Origin of the sequence: Leptolyngbya sp. Heron Island J (assembly GCF_000482245.1) — a bacterium.
Lineage (GTDB): Bacteria > Cyanobacteriota > Cyanobacteriia > Phormidesmidales > Phormidesmidaceae > Leptothoe.
Genome location: NZ_AWNH01000105.1, coordinates 30,392 through 46,419 on the forward strand (window position 1 = coordinate 30,392; position 16,028 = coordinate 46,419).

The 16,028-nt window shown below is 48.7% G+C and carries 13 protein-coding genes, 1 pseudogene and 1 riboswitch; of the genes and pseudogenes, 9 read left to right on the forward strand and 5 right to left on the reverse strand.

All coding sequences use genetic code 11. The features are described 5' to 3' along the window. Nucleotides 1-11: 11 nt before the first annotated feature. From N836_RS66750 to N836_RS66755, 3 genes are all read right to left on the reverse strand, one after another. A complete protein-coding gene (locus N836_RS66750; RefSeq protein WP_023075909.1) occupies nucleotides 12-2,549 on the reverse strand; it encodes a CHASE2 domain-containing protein in 2,538 nt (845 codons plus the stop codon). 196 nt (nucleotides 2,550-2,745) lie between these two features. Then, nucleotides 2,746-2,910, reverse strand: coding sequence for a hypothetical protein (locus tag N836_RS76765; RefSeq protein WP_023075910.1), 165 nt, complete (start codon nucleotides 2,908-2,910; stop codon nucleotides 2,746-2,748). A gap of 70 nt (nucleotides 2,911-2,980) precedes the next feature. Next, nucleotides 2,981-3,232, reverse strand: coding sequence for a CHAT domain-containing protein (locus N836_RS66755; RefSeq protein WP_023075911.1), 252 nt, complete (start codon nucleotides 3,230-3,232; stop codon nucleotides 2,981-2,983). 60 nt (nucleotides 3,233-3,292) lie between these two features. Between N836_RS66755 and N836_RS66760 the strand changes: the two genes are divergently transcribed. From N836_RS66760 to N836_RS66780, 6 genes and pseudogenes are all read left to right on the forward strand, one after another. Then, complete coding sequence (locus N836_RS66760; protein ID WP_023075912.1) at nucleotides 3,293-3,943, forward strand: MotA/TolQ/ExbB proton channel family protein; 651 nt, start codon at nucleotides 3,293-3,295, stop codon at nucleotides 3,941-3,943. Further along, a pseudogene (locus N836_RS77740) lies at nucleotides 3,930-4,067 on the forward strand (ExbD/TolR family protein); the annotation flags it as partial. The gene N836_RS66760 and the pseudogene N836_RS77740, both read left to right, overlap by 14 nt. Before the next feature lie 67 nt (nucleotides 4,068-4,134). Beyond that, nucleotides 4,135-4,279: riboswitch (cobalamin riboswitch) on the forward strand. Between the two features lie 21 nt (nucleotides 4,280-4,300). Further along, a complete protein-coding gene (locus N836_RS66765; protein WP_023075915.1) occupies nucleotides 4,301-4,888 on the forward strand; it encodes a HupE/UreJ family protein in 588 nt (195 codons plus the stop codon). A 139-nt stretch (nucleotides 4,889-5,027) separates the two neighbouring features. Beyond that, on the forward strand, nucleotides 5,028-6,068 hold the full coding sequence (gene cobW / locus N836_RS66770) for a cobalamin biosynthesis protein CobW (protein WP_023075917.1): 1,041 nt from the start codon (nucleotides 5,028-5,030) through the stop codon (nucleotides 6,066-6,068). 155 nt (nucleotides 6,069-6,223) lie between these two features. Continuing rightward, on the forward strand, nucleotides 6,224-7,048 hold the full coding sequence (locus N836_RS66775) for a class I SAM-dependent methyltransferase (RefSeq protein ID WP_023075918.1): 825 nt from the start codon (nucleotides 6,224-6,226) through the stop codon (nucleotides 7,046-7,048). 72 nt (nucleotides 7,049-7,120) lie between these two features. Continuing rightward, nucleotides 7,121-7,966: an alpha/beta hydrolase gene (locus tag N836_RS66780; RefSeq protein WP_023075919.1), complete on the forward strand. Its 846-nt coding sequence runs from the start codon at nucleotides 7,121-7,123 to the stop codon at nucleotides 7,964-7,966. Between the two features lie 434 nt (nucleotides 7,967-8,400). Here N836_RS66780 and N836_RS0139415 read toward each other — a convergent pair whose 3' ends face one another. Next, nucleotides 8,401-10,722: an ATP-binding protein gene (locus tag N836_RS0139415; protein WP_023075920.1), complete on the reverse strand. Its 2,322-nt coding sequence runs from the start codon at nucleotides 10,720-10,722 to the stop codon at nucleotides 8,401-8,403. Between the two features lie 341 nt (nucleotides 10,723-11,063). On the opposite strand from N836_RS0139415, the gene crtL reads away from it, so the two are divergent. From crtL to N836_RS66795, 3 genes are all read left to right on the forward strand, one after another. Beyond that, entirely contained in the window at nucleotides 11,064-12,308 is a 1,245-nt protein-coding gene (gene crtL / locus N836_RS66785; RefSeq protein ID WP_031294085.1) for a lycopene beta cyclase, read from the forward strand. Nucleotides 12,309-12,484: 176 nt separating this feature from the next. After that, nucleotides 12,485-14,386: a transketolase C-terminal domain-containing protein gene (locus tag N836_RS66790; RefSeq protein ID WP_023075922.1), complete on the forward strand. Its 1,902-nt coding sequence runs from the start codon at nucleotides 12,485-12,487 to the stop codon at nucleotides 14,384-14,386. A gap of 94 nt (nucleotides 14,387-14,480) precedes the next feature. After that, nucleotides 14,481-15,185: a GNAT family N-acetyltransferase gene (locus N836_RS66795; protein ID WP_023075923.1), complete on the forward strand. Its 705-nt coding sequence runs from the start codon at nucleotides 14,481-14,483 to the stop codon at nucleotides 15,183-15,185. A 235-nt stretch (nucleotides 15,186-15,420) separates the two neighbouring features. On the opposite strand, the gene N836_RS74955 is transcribed toward N836_RS66795, so the two are convergent. Then, the gene (locus N836_RS74955) at nucleotides 15,421-15,762 is read right to left on the reverse strand and encodes a site-specific integrase (RefSeq protein WP_071789096.1); all 342 of its coding nucleotides are present in this window, start codon (nucleotides 15,760-15,762) and stop codon (nucleotides 15,421-15,423) included. Nucleotides 15,763-16,028 lie beyond the last annotated feature (266 nt).

Sequence of the window (16,028 nt, forward strand, 5' to 3'; positions counted from 1 at the left end):
TTCCCTGCGGGTCATGTAGAAGGTGCTCGTGCGACTAAAAGTTGTTCGATGGTAATGACCAATTGGCCTAAATTCACCGGTTTGCTCACGTATTCATTCGCACCGGCTGCCAGACATCGCTCTCGATCTCCTTTCATCGCTAATGCTGTCAGCGCAATAATGGGGATATCAGCTGACGTCGGCTGATGCCGGATACGTTCCATGGCTTCGAGTCCATCCATGCCTGGCATTTGTATATCCATTAATATCAGATCAGGAACAGTGACTAATACGGCAGAAATTGCCTGATGACCATTGTTAGCCACGCAGACAGTATAGCCTTTGGCGGTGAGATAACTTCTGAAGACAGTGATATTATCGACATCATCTTCAACCAATAAGATAGTTGGGAGTTCTTCTCTATCGGCAGCACTGAGGTTCTGATGGTCAAGCCTTGGCGGCGGCTGACTAGGCAGAGGTGAAGCCATCGCTTTACAGGGAAGTTCAACAGTGAAGGTGCTGCCGATGCCCACTTCACTTGTGACGGTGACGGTGCCTCCATGGAGTTCGGTGATCCGTTTAACTAAGGCTAGTCCCAGACCTGTACCTGCGTATTGGCGGTTGAGTGCACTATCAATCTGAACAAAGGGTTTAAATAGTTTGTCGATATAGTCAGGCTGAATGCCAATGCCAGTATCACTAACAATAAATTTTAAGGTATCTTGAGATGAACCATCTGTTTCCTCTGAAAGAGAAGGTTGCTGTTGATGAACAACTTCTAGAGTGATGCATCCCCCAGCTGGTGTAAATTTAACTGCGTTGCTTAAGAGATTGATCAACACTTCACGGATACGCCGTTCATCCATGACAAAGGCTGGCAGGGTATGAGATAGCTTAGAGTTGAGCTGCAGTCCCTTTTTATGAGCCTGTTGTTTGACGATGGTTAGACAAAAATGACACAAAGGAATAACGGCTGTTGGAGCACAGTTTAGATCTAGCACGCCTGACTCAACCCGAGCTAGATCTAGAATGTCGTTGATCAGCTCTAATAAATGGTGAGCACTGCGTTCAGTTGCCTGTAATGCTCTAATTTGTCTGGGGTTGAGGTCACCTAGAATTTGTTCTTCCAGGGCCTGGGTCATACCAAGAATGGTGTTGAGGGGGGTACGCAGCTCATGACTCATGTTGGCTAGAAAGTCATTTTTAGTTCGATTAGCTTGATCAGCCGTTTCTTTGGCAACTAGGAGATCGATGGTGCGTGCGTCTACTTTTTGTTCTAGCGTTTGGGAATAGTCTGCTAGCTGTTGGTTGGCCTGTTCCAATTCTCGATAAGAGAGCTTGAGATTTTTCCAGAGTAAGTAAGTGGTGCTAACAACGGTGGTCCCTGTCAGGGCCATCAGTGGAGGGACAACGGGAATCCACCACCCGACTAAAAAGGCTAGATAGGCCCCTATGACTAGGCTACTGAGTAGTAGTATGAGCGTTCCGATCAGCCATAAAAGACCAATATTGATGCGTCGCCGATTCAAGCATAGGCTACCCAATAGGGTGCCACCGCTGGACCACAGCAAAATCCACAGATATTCAAGCGGTTCAGGCCATGTGCGAATCAGAGCCCGTCCATCTAATGTGGCGCTGATAATCTGACTGGTCACGTGGGCATGGACTTCAACCCCAGAGATCGATATTGCTTCACCATAGCTGTAGGGATTGTAAAAGTGATCTTGCAGACTGGGAGCCGTAGCACCAATCAGAACAATCCGATCTTGCAGCAGATCGGCAGGTAGCTGGCCGGATAAAAACTCTCCTTTAGAGATCATTTGGAACGGGCAGTTTAAGGAGATATCGGTGCAGCTGCCGCTTCTAAAGTTAAGTAGGAGTTGATAGCCAGCATCGTCTGCTCTGACATAGCCACCATCATGGGTCTCAAAGCGTCGCAAGACAGCATTACCCAACTGGTAGTTTTCTAATGATTGATTGAGTTCTTGCAGTGAGATATCTTCGGCGGCTAAGTAGGTGAGGGCTAGTCTCGCCCCTAAACTCACTTTGATTTGATTATCCGGCGTGCGTAATGAAAAGAGGCCTCGGCGAATCTTGCCATCCGCATCTAGTACAAAATCAGCAATGCCGACTTGATCTTTTTGTTCCAGGCTAGGCGGTGGTGCTACAGGCATGTCTAACACTTTCTCCACCCCAATCAGCTGTGGGGTTGTTTCCATCACCTGTACCAGGTCTTGATGGCCAGGTTCTATAGGCACATCTCGGTAAAGGTCTAGACCAATAGCTCTAGGGTTCTGAGCGGCTACCTGGTTGATTAGTTTGGCCATGAGAGCGTCGGTGAGAGGCCAGCCTATGCCTTCAGCCATATCTTGCTCGCTAATGCCAATAATGACAATTCGCGGATCGCGCTCTTCGGGGGGCCGTAATCGGAAACAGCTATCAAGGGCAGCCCATTCTAATAGCTGAAACGCTCCTAAGAATTGTAGACCTACAACCAGGCCGGTAATACTGCAGGTAGATATGACAGAAAGTCGCCATTTCCAAATTCTCCGTCCCTGCTGAGACCACATAAGAGGATATTGTAAGTTTGAATTTTGCTCTTGGCGGTAGGGATAAAAACACGTTGTTAGTTAGTGCTAATTTATCTTTTCACCCTGGAGTACACCTTAGTCGACAGGATTCAGTAGTGGTACAGTTCCCATCATGTTGAGCCCAACGGACGGGAGTCATTCATCCCAGGCTGCGATCGCATCTAAGGCTGGCATACTAGGCCCCCAGCTCAAACGTAGTTCCCTTGGCTGGCTGAAATGCAGGGACAGTGTCGGGGGCAATGGGTTTAATCCAGCTTTCTATGGCCGGGCCATTGGGCTCAAGGGTTTGCCCACAGATCCGCGTTAGCGAGACCTTGTCATCTTTATCGAGTTCTAGCATGGGAATTGTTTCAGGACTAATTAAGGTTTTTTGAATACACGTCTAGCAGATTGACAAGCATGTCCATCCTTCATTTCTTTTTATAGACCCTATTACTTTTTTCTATCCATGAAAGCCAATTGCCAACCATGATAAAGGCGGCCCAGAAAAATGGGTACTCATAGTCTTCTGGCTGTAATACGGCCAGCTGAGCCTGTTGTAATACGGCGACTTGGGTGGTGCCTAACTGCTGAAGGGCGTTATAGAACTTAACCATGGCTCCTGTTGTCACCAGGATTTTCACTATCAATCTCTTCAACGTCGGTTTTACCATGGCCACCATCAAGCGATAATAGAGTCCATGATGATGGTTGTTTACTCGGTGAGGTAGTTGCAGGTTTTTATGTCTTTGACTGAGATTTTTCAGGCTGGTGGAATTGTCATGTGGCCATTGACTCTGTTTTCACTGATTGCGATCGCACTTTCCGTTGAACGATTAGTGTTCTGGGTACGTATTAACCGTAGTCAGCGAAAAGTAATCAAGAAAATTTTGGCAATCTACCGTCGTCAGCCCATGGACGTCTTTGCTATCCTGCGACAAAATATCCACCTGCCCATCTCCCGTATTTTTCTTGAAGCCCTAGAGCTGGAAAAACCTTCTCCTAACCAATTTCGGTTGGCCCTAGAAAGTGCCACTCAAGCAGAGTTACCAATTCTCAAGCGATTTAACACTGTTTTTCAAACAATTATCACAGTCTCACCGCTGCTCGGTCTATTAGGGACTATTTTGGGGCTGATCCGCTCATTTGATGCGATTGAAATTGGCGGCATTGGCTCTAATGCAGAAGTGGTCACTGGTGGTATCAGTGAAGCGTTAGTCTCAACAGCAGCGGGGATGGTTGTTGCAATTTTTACGTTGCTGTTTGCCAACTTATTTCGTGGTCTCTACAAACGACAGCTCGCCCTTTTACAAGAACATGGTGGTCAACTTGAGCTGCTCTACGAAGATCACTACACCCATAAATTAGGAATGCCAGAACATGCAAATTATTGAGCATGAACAGGATGACGACTTTAAAATTAACATTTTGCTGATGATCGATGTGATTTTTGCAATTCTTGCATTTTTCATCGTTTCAACGCTTTTTCTCACTCGTACTGAAGGACTACCGGTCAACAGTAGACCCATCACAAATGATTAATGGTGTAGAGCTTCAATGTGCAAACCTAATAAAAGGTGATAAGTTTAATCTGCTTAGCATCGGTTCTAGTGGGGAGCAGCCGCTAGAAGAAATGGGGAAAGCGCAGTGAAAATCTGCCACTGTCCCGCAGCTGTGAAGGGAGTTTTATACTTCCCAGTCAGAATGCCCGCCGATGGTGAACCTACCGTTTCATAATCTGCGAGGTACAGATGAGGTCATATTTTGCCGCCTTGAATTGTTTCAAGGTTAAGAGTCTTTGGCGTTCGATTGAGCTAGGTTTTGTTGCGATCGTAACGGTGCTTTGCACCACGCTGCCTGCCCTGGCTCACCATCCCTTGGGTGGCAAGACACCGGGCAATTTCATCGAAGGCTTTTTATCCGGTGTCGGGCATCCGGTCATCGGCCTGGATCACCTGATTTTTGTGATTGCATCAGGGCTGCTAGCCGCCGCCATGGGCCGTAATTTAATGGTGCCGATTGCCTTTGTGCTGGCCTCTCTTTTGGGTACGGGCATGCACTTGATGAGTATTGATCTGCCACTTCCCGAGCTGGTGATTTCGGCATCGGTTTTGGTGTTTGGTGTCCTGCTGGCGCTCAAAGAACGACCCAATAGTACGATTATTACGACCCTGGCCGCTGTTGCCGGACTGTTTCATGGCTTTGCCTATGGCGAAGCCATCTTTGGGGCTGAAATGGGGCCACTGGTAGCCTATCTGTTGGGGTTTGCCGGGATTCAACTTGCGATCGCGATCACCGCCTATGGGCTTGGCGGACGCATGTTTAAAAAAATCACCTGATTCCCCCAGTCTCATGCCACGCTTTGTGGGGTTGATCATTTGCGGTGTGGGCGGTACCTTCGTCTCCACATTGATTATGGAATCTATCTTTCTGGCTTAAATTCGCCATCAGCTTTTTAGAAGAATTTAGGAAAAATCCATGCATAAAATTCCTGTAACTGTAGTTACCGGGTTTCTCGGTTCCGGTAAAACCACGCTAGTACGTCATCTATTACAAAATAATCAAGGACGACGCATTGCGGTACTAGTCAATGAGTTTGGCGAAGTCGGTATTGATGGCGAAATCCTCAAATCCTGTCAGGTTTGTGACGAAGATGAGACTCCTAATACCAACATTCTGGAGTTGACCAACGGCTGTCTCTGCTGCACCGTTCAAGAAGAGTTTTTGCCCACCATGCAAACTCTACTCAAACGACGGGAAGACATTGACTGCATTGTCATCGAAACCTCAGGTTTAGCCCTGCCTAAGCCGTTAGTCCAGGCCTTTCGCTGGCCTGAAATCCGTACTGGAGCAACCGTAGATGGTGTGGTCACAGTAGTAGACGGTGATGCCCTGGCCAACGGGCAAATTGTTGGCGATCTAGAGGCCCTAGAAGCACAACGACAGGCCGATGATTCCTTAGATCACGAGACACCCATTGAGGAACTGTTTGAAGATCAGCTGGCCTGTGCCGATATGGTGCTGCTGACCAAGACTGATGTGATGGCGGCGGATAGCAGTCAGCGAGTGCAAGCATGGCTGCAGCAACAGGCACCCACCGGGGTCAAGGTTGTTTCCTGTCAGCAGGGCGCGATTAGTCCAGATATTTTGCTAGGCTTTAATGCCGCCGTGGAAGATAATCTCGATAGTCGTCCGAGCCATCACGATCACGAAGCAGACCACGAGCACGATGACAACATTGAGTCGGTTTACCTGGAGCTGGATCAAGCCTTCGAACCCAGTGCCCTCATTAAGCGCCTGCAGGCTTTAGTGCAACAGCAAGAAATCTATCGTATTAAGGGCTTTGTTGCTGTGCCCAATAAAGCGATGCGCTTGGTTTTACAGGGCGTAGGACAGCGGTTTGATCACTTTTATGATCGTCTCTGGCAAGCAGATGAAACACGCCAGACCCAGTTAGTCGTGATTGGTACTGATCTAGATAGGGAGACCATTACTCAGACCATGGCAGGCACTGCCTAAGCTCCAGGGTGAGCCATTGACTGTCTATCAGGCTTTGCTCTAAGCAGTTCTCAAAAATGACCTGCCAAAGTTTAAGACTTTGTGGGGCTGGGCCTGAGTCACGGTCAAGAATTTGTATTGGGACATAATGGAAAAGTCAAACCCCATAGCTTGGTATGACTGACTCATCCCTAACTGTTTACAAACAGCACATTCTTAATGACTTTAATAACCGTCCAAACTACGAGAATGAGTTCCATAAACGGGCTGCAACTCGATTAGTAGAGCTAGCAAAATTGCAATCGGGGCAACATATTTTAGATATTGCCACTGGAACTGGTTTAGCGGCTATTGCTGCAGCTCAAATTGTCGGTTCTAGAGGGCATGTCTTAGGAACTGACTTTGCTTTAGGCATGTTGCAGCAAGCTCAGCAAAAGGTTGATATTTTAGGGTTGACGAATATCAAATTTGAGGAAGCAGACGCTAATGAACAAGACCTGCCAGGGGCTCAATTTGATGCCATCCTCTGTTCCTCGGCCATCGTCTATTTGACAGATATTCCAACCTCACTGCGTCAGTGGCACAATGCCTTAAAACCAGGGGGAATAGTAGCATTTTCCTGTCTTGCCGAAACCTCTCCAAGTGCATCAGTTTTGTTTCGAACAGTAGTGCAAAGGCACGGTATTACTATCTCGAATCCGAATCAGCTACTGGGAACACCTGAGCGCTGTTATCAACTGCTGGCAGCAATTGGGTTTCAGGAGATTTCAGTCACAACCGAACAATTAGGATTTTACTGTCAAGATCCGGAAGCTATGTGGATAGGCAATGCTAAGAGTGCATTTGGGCTGCAGGCTGCAAATTGGACAGAGGAACAATTGGAGAGGTGTAAGCAGGAGTATTTTGTGGAGATAGATAAAGCTGCAAGTGAAGCCGGTTACTGGAACGATATCACCATGTTCTTTGTAACAGGTGGAAGACCCAGTGAAGTAGCAATGTAATTATCCAAACAGGCACAGTACTTCTTTTAGCAGCAGTGAGCGATTAGGTTATAGGGATAGGTGGACTGAATCATGATGCTTGATAGTGAAACCATTACGCAGGTAGTTTTTTACCCGAAACCTGAACCCTTGAATTATGTTCCCACTGGGATAGCAACAACAACACTTGCCAATGGGGTTGAAATTGCTGGATATCTACACGAATGTCAAGCAAGTCATACCCTGCTGATCATCTTTCACGGTAACGGTGAGATGGCAGTAGACTATGATGCACTGGTCTCAATGTATCTTGATTGTGGCGTTTCTTGTTGGGTCGTAGACTATCGAGGATATGGACGAAGCACAGGTATGCCCTCAATCTCAGCAATGTTTAGGGATGCAGAAGCTATTCTTGCTGATGTTCCCCGAATTGGGAAGACAATTGGCCGAGATTTTAGTCAAGTTATCGTTATGGGGCGTTCTCTGGGGAGTGCATCTGCAATTCACCTGGCTGCAAAAGGGTCACCAGCTCTAGCTGGTCTGATCCTGGATAGTGCATATGCTGATGGGCTAGCCTTAATTGCCAGACTGGGCGGTCCCTATATTCTCAAAAAACATGCATTTGTCTATGAGACTAGGAGAGATGAGTTAGAACCTGAACCATCGGTTTTAGATCCTAATCAGCCTCAGATTTACCAATGTCCCTTTGAAGACAACGTTGATAAGATGCAGCGATGTCATCTGCCGATATTGGTCATTCATGGTACAGACGATCATATTATTCCTTTGAGTGATGCCATATATCTCTTTAAGATTTGCCCAAGCGAAGATAAACAAATAGTTAAAGTTAAAGGAGCCGGTCACAATACTCTTTTCTCTGTTGGTTTCTCGGAGTATCGTCAGGCGCTGAGAGCCTATCTGTCTCGTTTAATTGGTTAGATATCCCCATCGATACCCTCATCTAGTTGAGTCAAGTGTCTAGATGAACAGATGATGCTGATGTAGCCGACCGTATTCAGGGTGTCTATTGAGCTAAAACGACTATTGATTCTGGCCGATTAGAGACAATTAAAACAATAATCTCAACTTAGGCAGGAATTTAGAAGCGGCAGACTTCTCCTGAGGAATACATGAGGTTTTCCTGGGTGGCTATTGGGGTCTGTACGAAATCCTGGTTACCTGCCCACAGTTCCTAGTGCACCGTCAACCCTAATTCTTAGTCTTGACGGTGCACTAGTCGCGTACAAGTTAAAGAAGTACACGACGTCTCGACAAATTTAATCGATTTCGGGATATGGCGTGGAATATACCTTTTCGGGGAGATATGAAAATAACCCCAAATTCACTCGCCCTCGGTCCGCTAGGCTAGGCGTCTAGCCTGATGTCAAAAGAGATTGCATTGTGGCGATCAGCTGCTTGAGCTTAACCGGCTTGGCCAGATAATCATTTGCACCAGCGGCAACGCAGCGTTCCAAGTCCCCTTTCATAGCGAGGGCTGTCAGGGCAATGATCGGAGTATACTGTAACGTCTCATCTTGGCGAATCTTAGTCATCGCCTCTATCCCATCCATGCGCGGCATCTGAATATCCATCAAGATCAAGTCGGGAGTTTGGGCTTGGGCCAGGGCAATTGCCTCCCGTCCATCTTTGGCAATAATCACTTGGTAGCCTTTCGCAGCAAGGTAACCCTGAATCACATCAATGTTGTCTTTGTTATCCTCTGCCAATAGGATTAGGGGCTTGACAGCCTGAGGAGATTGAGGTTCCCCACTACCGGAGCGCTGAGTCTCTGAATCCATAAACTGCGAGTCACCACTGCTGGTACAGGGCAATTCCACCGTAAAACAACTGCCCACATTGAGCTGGCTCGTCGCGCTCACCTCCCCACCATGGAGGTCAACGATGCGCTTCACCAATGCAAGTCCTAGCCCAGTACCGGTATATTGACGGTTCAACGCGGTATCCACCTGCACAAAGGGCTGAAAGAGCCGGTTTAACTGGTTGGCCTCAATGCCAATACCGGTATCTTCAACGGTGAATTTGAGCCAATATTCGTCTGTTTCGGTCGTGGATTTAGTCAGGCTGATAGTCAGGGTGACATGGCCTCCCTCTGGGGTAAATTTCACAGCATTGTTGAGTAGGTTAATCAGGACTTGCCGGATGCGGCGTTCATCCAGCATTAAATCTGGAATGGAATCACCGGTGCGTTGTTCTGTTAATTGGATCCTTTTTTGATTAGCCAGTTGTTTCACAAAGGCCAAGCTGGAGCGGCAAAGGGGGCCGATCTGGGTAGGCACCCGTTCCAGCGACAGTGCGCCAGCTTCGACCTTAGCCAGATCAAGGATGTCATCAATCAGTGCTAGTAGGTGATTGCCACTACGTTCAATGGTGTTCAAGGATGTGATCTGCTGCTCATTAAGTGGCCCGAAGATCTGCTCGACTAAGGATTCAGTCATACCCAAAATGGCATTGAGCGGCGTCCGTAGTTCGTGGCTCATATTGGCCAGAAATTCATCTTTGAGACGGGTAGCACGGGCCAGCTCAATATTGGAAATTGCTAGCTGTTGGTTGCGCTGGGTGAGGAGTTGCTGATCCTGTTCTCGTTGGGTGAGCTGCTGGTGTAATTGCTCTACTAGATGGGCCTGCTGAATGGCGATCGCAACCTGCACCCCGAGCTGCCGCACCAGTTCAACTTCTGCGGGCTGCCATTGTCGAGGGATGTCCTGCTCGCTCGCCAGCAGCAAGCCCCAAATTTCACCTTCAACCACAATGGGGACCATCATCTTTGAGCGAATGCCAAAACCCACTAGCATTTGCTGGTGGCACACGGTCATTTCTGTCTCGTGAATGTCATTAACGATGCGGACTTTCCCTTGGAGGTAAGGCTCAAGCCACTCAGGGGTGACGCAGGGATCACTAACTTCGCTGTGGAGCACCGATCGTGACGGATGATCCACCGACTCTGCAATAACTTTGCCGGTCAGATCAGAACGCAATTGATAGGTGATGACGCGATCGCACTCCAAAACAGCGCGTAATTCAGTCACTGCTGTATCTAAAACCGTTTGCACATCCAGTGAGGAATGCACTTGAGCGATGATCTTATTCATCACTTGATTTCGCTGCGTAGCAATGCTGGGATTTGGTGATAGAGGGGGTTGGGGTTCGGCCTTGGCGATAAAGTTAGAGGAAGCAGGCGAGCCGGTCGATGGTTGCACCTGGCTGGCCAAAGCAATGGCATGAACTTCTTCGTAGGACAGCAAGCCCACGAGTTGGCCGTGCTCATCGAGGATCACAATGGGGCGCAGCTGATGCTGTCGCAGCAAATTTAGCGGGGTGTAGAGGTTTGTTAACGCTGATTCGGCTAGTGTGGCGAAGGACTGTAGGACACAATGGCTAATCGTGTGGTCAGTCGGATCGTTGTCTGGATATGTGCAAGCCAGGAGATCGGATGCGGTCAAGATTCCCAGAATTTTGGGATTATCAACGACGACTAAATAGCGCGATCTGATCTCATCGTGCAGTTCTCGGGTGACAAAATCAACCCGATAGGTGTTGAGGTCTGCTTGGGGAACTTGGCAAGGTTCATGAGGGTTCCCCATATGGGCGATCGCTTCCGCAACTAGAGTTTGTGGCGTTATCAGCTTGGGGTTGCGCGTGATCGCAGATCTGAGTTTGAGGATGTTAGCAGACATCTATAGGAGAAGATTTCAGAGTAAGGCAATTAACAATTTAAGAGTAATCCTTGCAATAGTGGGCTTAACCTTGCATGGATACAAGAATTAGCGAATTTGTTCCAAAATTTATGAAAGGTTCGGATTTGGGATGAATCCCCTTTAACTAACTCTAGGACATGCTGTCACCGTAACTGTCCCACCGATACCGTTGTCTGCAGAGGGGTTCCATGGAACCCCTCTGCAGACAACATTTTTGGATCTGATCAAATCCTGATCCCTTAGAGCATCAATCCTAATTTCCTCCCCCGTCATAGTTAATAATGATTATGGGGATCAATACATTTGGGAGAACCAAAACGGTGTTTGACGTCTTAATCATCGGGGCAGGGCCTGCCGCACTCATCATGGCATCCGCCTTAGCCAAACATGGGGTCTCCCTCCAGGGGCTAGCTCCTACACCTCCCGACACTCCCTGGCCCAATACCTACGGTGTCTGGTGTGATGAGTTAGAAACCCTTGGCCTTAGCGGTCTTCTGGGTTCCTGTTGGCAAAACACCGTCAGTTATTTTGGTCAAGCAGCGGCGACAGCACCTACTCGCCACCATCGCGATTATGGTCTATTTGACAAGCATCACCTGCAGCAACATTTTCTAGACCGGCTGCAGTCTATGCACTGGCACCGGGGTAAAGCGGTCAGCGTGATCCATAACGCTGACCATAGCTGCGTTACAACTGAAGCTGGCGCAGACCTGAAGGCCAAGCTGGTGATTGATACCACGGGCCATAATGCGGCCCTCATCGAACGGCCTCAACCCAAGCATCATCCTGTCGCATATCAGGTGGCCTATGGTATGGTCGGAAAATTTTCAAAACCTCCCGTCGCTCCTGGCCAGTTTTCGCTGATGGATTATCGGGCGGAGCATCTCTCTGAGGAAGAACTAGCCGGTCCACCCACCTTTCTCTATGCTATGGACCTGGGTGAGGATGTCTATTTTGTTGAAGAAACGTCCCTGGCCCTGGCTCCAGCCATGGCCTATGACACCCTCAAAAAACGGTTGCAAAAGCGTCTGGGTGCTGATGGTGTGACGGTCAGTGAAATCCATCATACGGAATATTGTTTGTTTCCGATGAATCAACCGCTGCCAAAGTTGAAGCAGCGGGTACTGGGGTTTGGTGGCTCAGCTAGCATGGTGCATCCGGCAACGGGATATATGGTGGGGGCAATGCTGCGACGGGCTCCAGATGTGGCAGCTGCGATCGCAACCGCCATTGCCAGTGGCGCTGTGGGAGCTGCGATCGCCCAAGCTGGCTGGCAGAGCCTCTGGTCTACAGAGCGCGTCCGTAAACATCACATTTACCAATTTGGACTAGAAACCCTCATGCGATTTAACCATCGCGAACTATGCCAATTTTTCGATAGCTTCTTTCAGTTATCCCAGTCAAAATGGTCCGGCTTTTTAGCCGACACCCTATCCCCATTAGAACTCGTGATGGCCATGGCCACCATGTTTAGCCATACCACTAATCCAGTCCGCGTTGGTCTGATGGGCGGCGTCGGTATCGACGGCCAGCTGCTGTTAAAGTCATTAATCGGCACCCCATAGCTCAAAAACACTGATGGCCTGCCAATAATTGCTGGAACTAGCCATAAACTAATTCCAGCAATTATTAATCCACATCATAATTCCGTATTCCTTAACACAAAACCCTGCGATTTTCGTTCATCCGGTTACATGGAATGCGAAAATATCCCTTGACGACGCCACAAGGGAGATACGACATGGCTGCATTTCCGATCGACTTAGGCGCTTACCAGCGCATTAGTCTTGATCCGTCCACCCCAACGCTGACCGATGAGCAGCGCGAGACCATCAAAGCAAATATTCAACTTTGCCGCGATGCCATTGTCTTCTTTACCGCAACCGGCGCGGCACGAGGTGTTGGCGGTCATACTGGCGGCCCTTACGATACTGTCCCTGAGGTGATGCTTCTGGATGCTATTTTCCGAGGTGCTCCTGACAGCTACGTTCCTACCTTCTTTGATGAAGCCGGTCACCGCGTAGGCACCCAGTATTTGATGTCTGCCCTGAATGGCGATTTGCCAGCAGAGCAGCTCATGAATTACCGAGCTGCAGGTTCCCATCTACCTGGACACCCTGAGCTAGGGCTCACCCCTGGTGTAAAATTTAGCTCTGGTCGTCTGGGTCACATGTGGCCTTACGTCAACGGCGTTGCCCTAGCCAATCCTGGTAAAGCAGTCTTCTGTCTCGGTTCCGACGGTTCTCAGCAAGAAGGTAACGACGCAGAAGCGGCCCGTCTAGCCGTTGCTCAGCACATCAACGTTAAGCTGCTGATTGACGATAACGATGTCACCATTGCCGGTAACCCCTCTAAGTATCTACCTGGCTACAGCGTTAAGAGAACCTTAGAAGGCCACGGTCTTAAGGTCCTGGAGTGCAATGGTGAAGACATCGACGTGCTTTATGCCAACATTTGCGAAGCCATCAACACCCCTGGTCCCATCGCCGTAATTCTCAAGCGCCCCATGTGTCCCGGCATTGAGGGTCTAGAGGGGTCCAACCACGGTCACGATGTGATTTCTGTTCCTGCAGCTATTAAGTATCTAGAAGCTCGCGGTCACCAGGCCGCCGCCGACATTCTCAAGAATACTGAGGCTCCTAAGAATCCCAACAAGTACGCTGGCTCCACTGACAAGATGGATGCCAACCGCAAGGTCTTTGGTGCCGCTGTAGTAGACATACTGGCTAGCATGGGTGAAGAAGAACGCAAGAATAGCGTTTTGGTTGTTGATAGCGACCTGGAAGGCTCCTGCGGTCTCAACACTATCCGTGAAGCGCACCCAGAAATCTTTATCAGCGGTGGTATTCAAGAGCGCGGCAACCTTTCTGCTGCCGCTGGTTTCGGCATGGAGAAAGGCAAGCAGGGTATCTTTGCCACATTTAGTGCGTTCTTGGAAATGTGTATTTCCGAGATCACCATGGCTCGTCTAAACTACTCCAACCTGCTGTGTCACTTCTCCCATGCCGGCATTGACGACATGGCCGACAACACCTGCCACTTCGGTATGAACAACCTGTTCGCCGACAATGGTTTAGATGACAGTCACCCCACTAACATCTATTTCCCCGCTGATGCCAACCAGATGCGGGCCTGCGTTAAGTCTGTCTTTAACGACCCCGGTCTGCGTTTTATCTTCTCCACCCGGTCTAAGGTGCCGATGATTCTCGATACTGAGGGTAACGAGATGTTTGCTGGCGACTACACCTTCACCTCTGGTAAAGATGATATCGTCCGCGAAGGCACCGCTGGCTATGTTGTTTCGTTTGGGGCTGCCCTCTACCGGGCTCTGGATGCCGTTGAAAAACTTAAGGCACAAGGCATTGATGTGGGGTTGATTAACAAGGGCACCCTCAATGTAGTCGATGAAGAGACTATGGCGAAAATTGGCGCATCTCCCATGGTAGTGGTGGTGGAAGCCTTTAACCGTAGGACTGGTTTGGGTAGCCGCATGGGTTCCTGGTTGCTGGAGCGCGGTCTGACTCCTAAGTATGGCTACATTGGCACCCACATTGAAGGTGGCGGTGGCCTTTGGGAACAGTTCCCTCACCAGGGCATTGATTCTACCGGCGTTGTTGCCAAGGTAAAAGAGCTGCTGGGTTAAATCACAGTAGAACAGTCTCTGAACTCCTGTTCAGCAAGGCGGCAGAGTCTCGCAGGGGCTCTGCCGCTTTTTGTTAGCTTATGAATCCATAAAGATGGCATTAACTGATTCTTTGCTCACTGCACTTCCTGATATTCCTCGTTGGGTAGAGGTTCGAGGCATGTTGCTTGCAGGCCGTGGTCATGCCTATGGTGTTGAACTTACCCCAACACCAACAGGCGTCGTATTGCAGCCGGACATCAAACTTGCGGCTGTTGTTGGGCAACCAGACTTGGAGCTGATCAGAGAGATTGCTCAGAGGGCTACTGAAATCCTCGCAGTGCCGGAAAATGCCGATTGGGTGACAAGAGCGCTGCCAAACTGGACTTCCGAGCTAGCTACTCTGCATAGGCTCAGTGATCCCAATCCATTGCTAGACTCTGCGTCGGAGTCTGTGCGTTTGCTTGAGCCTGGAGAGGTGCAATCGATTCGCGATCGCACCCTTCGCGAGGAACTTGAAATTGCAACTTGTACCGGCACAACAATCGCCACAACCCTATTAGCCGACCAGCCTGTGGCGTTTTGCTATGCCGGTGCTATTACAGAAACCCTATGGGATGTGGCGATCGATACTCTACCTTCTTACCGCCGTAGAGGATACGCGACCCAGTGCTTCCACTATCTGGCACGTCTGATGGCTCAGAATGGGAAACAACCCGTCTGGGGAGCCACCGAGTCCAATCAGGCATCTACTCGACTGGCCGCTAAACTCGGTTTTATGGCCATTGATTCCCTTTTTGTTTATTCTCGTGTCGCCTAACGAGGCTAAACCAGGTAAAAGATAAAAGTACCCTCATGGGTACTATGTTTTGTGGATTATGTGCCTAGCGAACTGTTAGGACTACCGATGTCGATTCATGTTATTGCTGCGGTAGATATTGATATGATCAATGGCAGAGTAGAGTGGGAGACTCTTTCTGATGGTAACAAGGTCAGCAGGCATCTGCAGCGGTGTAAGATGTCTCATGATGGTCCCTGAACATTGCTTGTTTAGATTAGGTATCTAATGGGCTTTTAACTCCACGACCACCGTGATTAAGCACGTGGGTATCAATCATAGTTGTTTTTATATCCTTATGACCTAATAGCTCTTGTACGGTGCGGATATCATAGCCATTTTCCAAAAGATGGGTGGCAAAGCTATGGCGAGTTGATACCGCCACATTACGGTGAAGAGCTAGATGTGATAAGTAAGCCCTAATTTCAGGCGCTCCCATATCCTTTGGATATCGCTTGTTATGAAACAGGATGAAATCCCGAATGTAGTGGATATAAGACTTTTCAGTTGAAAGGCTGAAATGCTTTAATCGAGAGACTTCTCTAACTTGATCTAACAAGCGTGGCGGCTGGGGTGGTGCCGTGGTAAGTGCTGTATAACTCCCTCATAGGGGTGCTTATCTGTCAGATCTGCTGGATAAGATCCCTATTTCCTATACTTAACTGTCAAAAGTGCTGGATAACACCCTGGATTCCCGGAGTTATACAGCAAAAATTCGGTATAAGTTCTATGAATAGGGGGGGATCACGCAGATCTTATCCAGCAGATCTGCTGCTGAATATATAGTTAGATTGCTATTGGTTTCCTAGGGTGAAGGGGTTGCGC

Bases quoted from the DNA above. Each gene is read 5' to 3' on its own strand.
- N836_RS66750 (WP_023075909.1), bottom strand. From the start codon at position 2,549: ATGTGGTCTCAGCAGGGACGGAGAATTTGGAAATGGCGACTTTCTGTC.
- N836_RS66790 (WP_023075922.1), top strand. From the start codon at position 12,485: ATGGCTGCATTTCCGATCGACTTAGGCGCTTACCAGCGCATTAGTCTT.
- N836_RS66765 (WP_023075915.1), top strand. From the start codon at position 4,301: ATGAGGTCATATTTTGCCGCCTTGAATTGTTTCAAGGTTAAGAGTCTT.
- N836_RS0139415 (WP_023075920.1), bottom strand. From the start codon at position 10,722: ATGTCTGCTAACATCCTCAAACTCAGATCTGCGATCACGCGCAACCCC.
- N836_RS66780 (WP_023075919.1), top strand. From the start codon at position 7,121: ATGATGCTTGATAGTGAAACCATTACGCAGGTAGTTTTTTACCCGAAA.
- N836_RS66755 (WP_023075911.1), bottom strand. From the start codon at position 3,232: ATGGTGGCCATGGTAAAACCGACGTTGAAGAGATTGATAGTGAAAATC.
- N836_RS66775 (WP_023075918.1), top strand. From the start codon at position 6,224: ATGACTGACTCATCCCTAACTGTTTACAAACAGCACATTCTTAATGAC.
- cobW (WP_023075917.1), top strand. From the start codon at position 5,028: ATGCATAAAATTCCTGTAACTGTAGTTACCGGGTTTCTCGGTTCCGGT.
- N836_RS66795 (WP_023075923.1), top strand. From the start codon at position 14,481: ATGGCATTAACTGATTCTTTGCTCACTGCACTTCCTGATATTCCTCGT.
- N836_RS66760 (WP_023075912.1), top strand. From the start codon at position 3,293: ATGTCTTTGACTGAGATTTTTCAGGCTGGTGGAATTGTCATGTGGCCA.
- N836_RS76765 (WP_023075910.1), bottom strand. From the start codon at position 2,910: ATGCTAGAACTCGATAAAGATGACAAGGTCTCGCTAACGCGGATCTGT.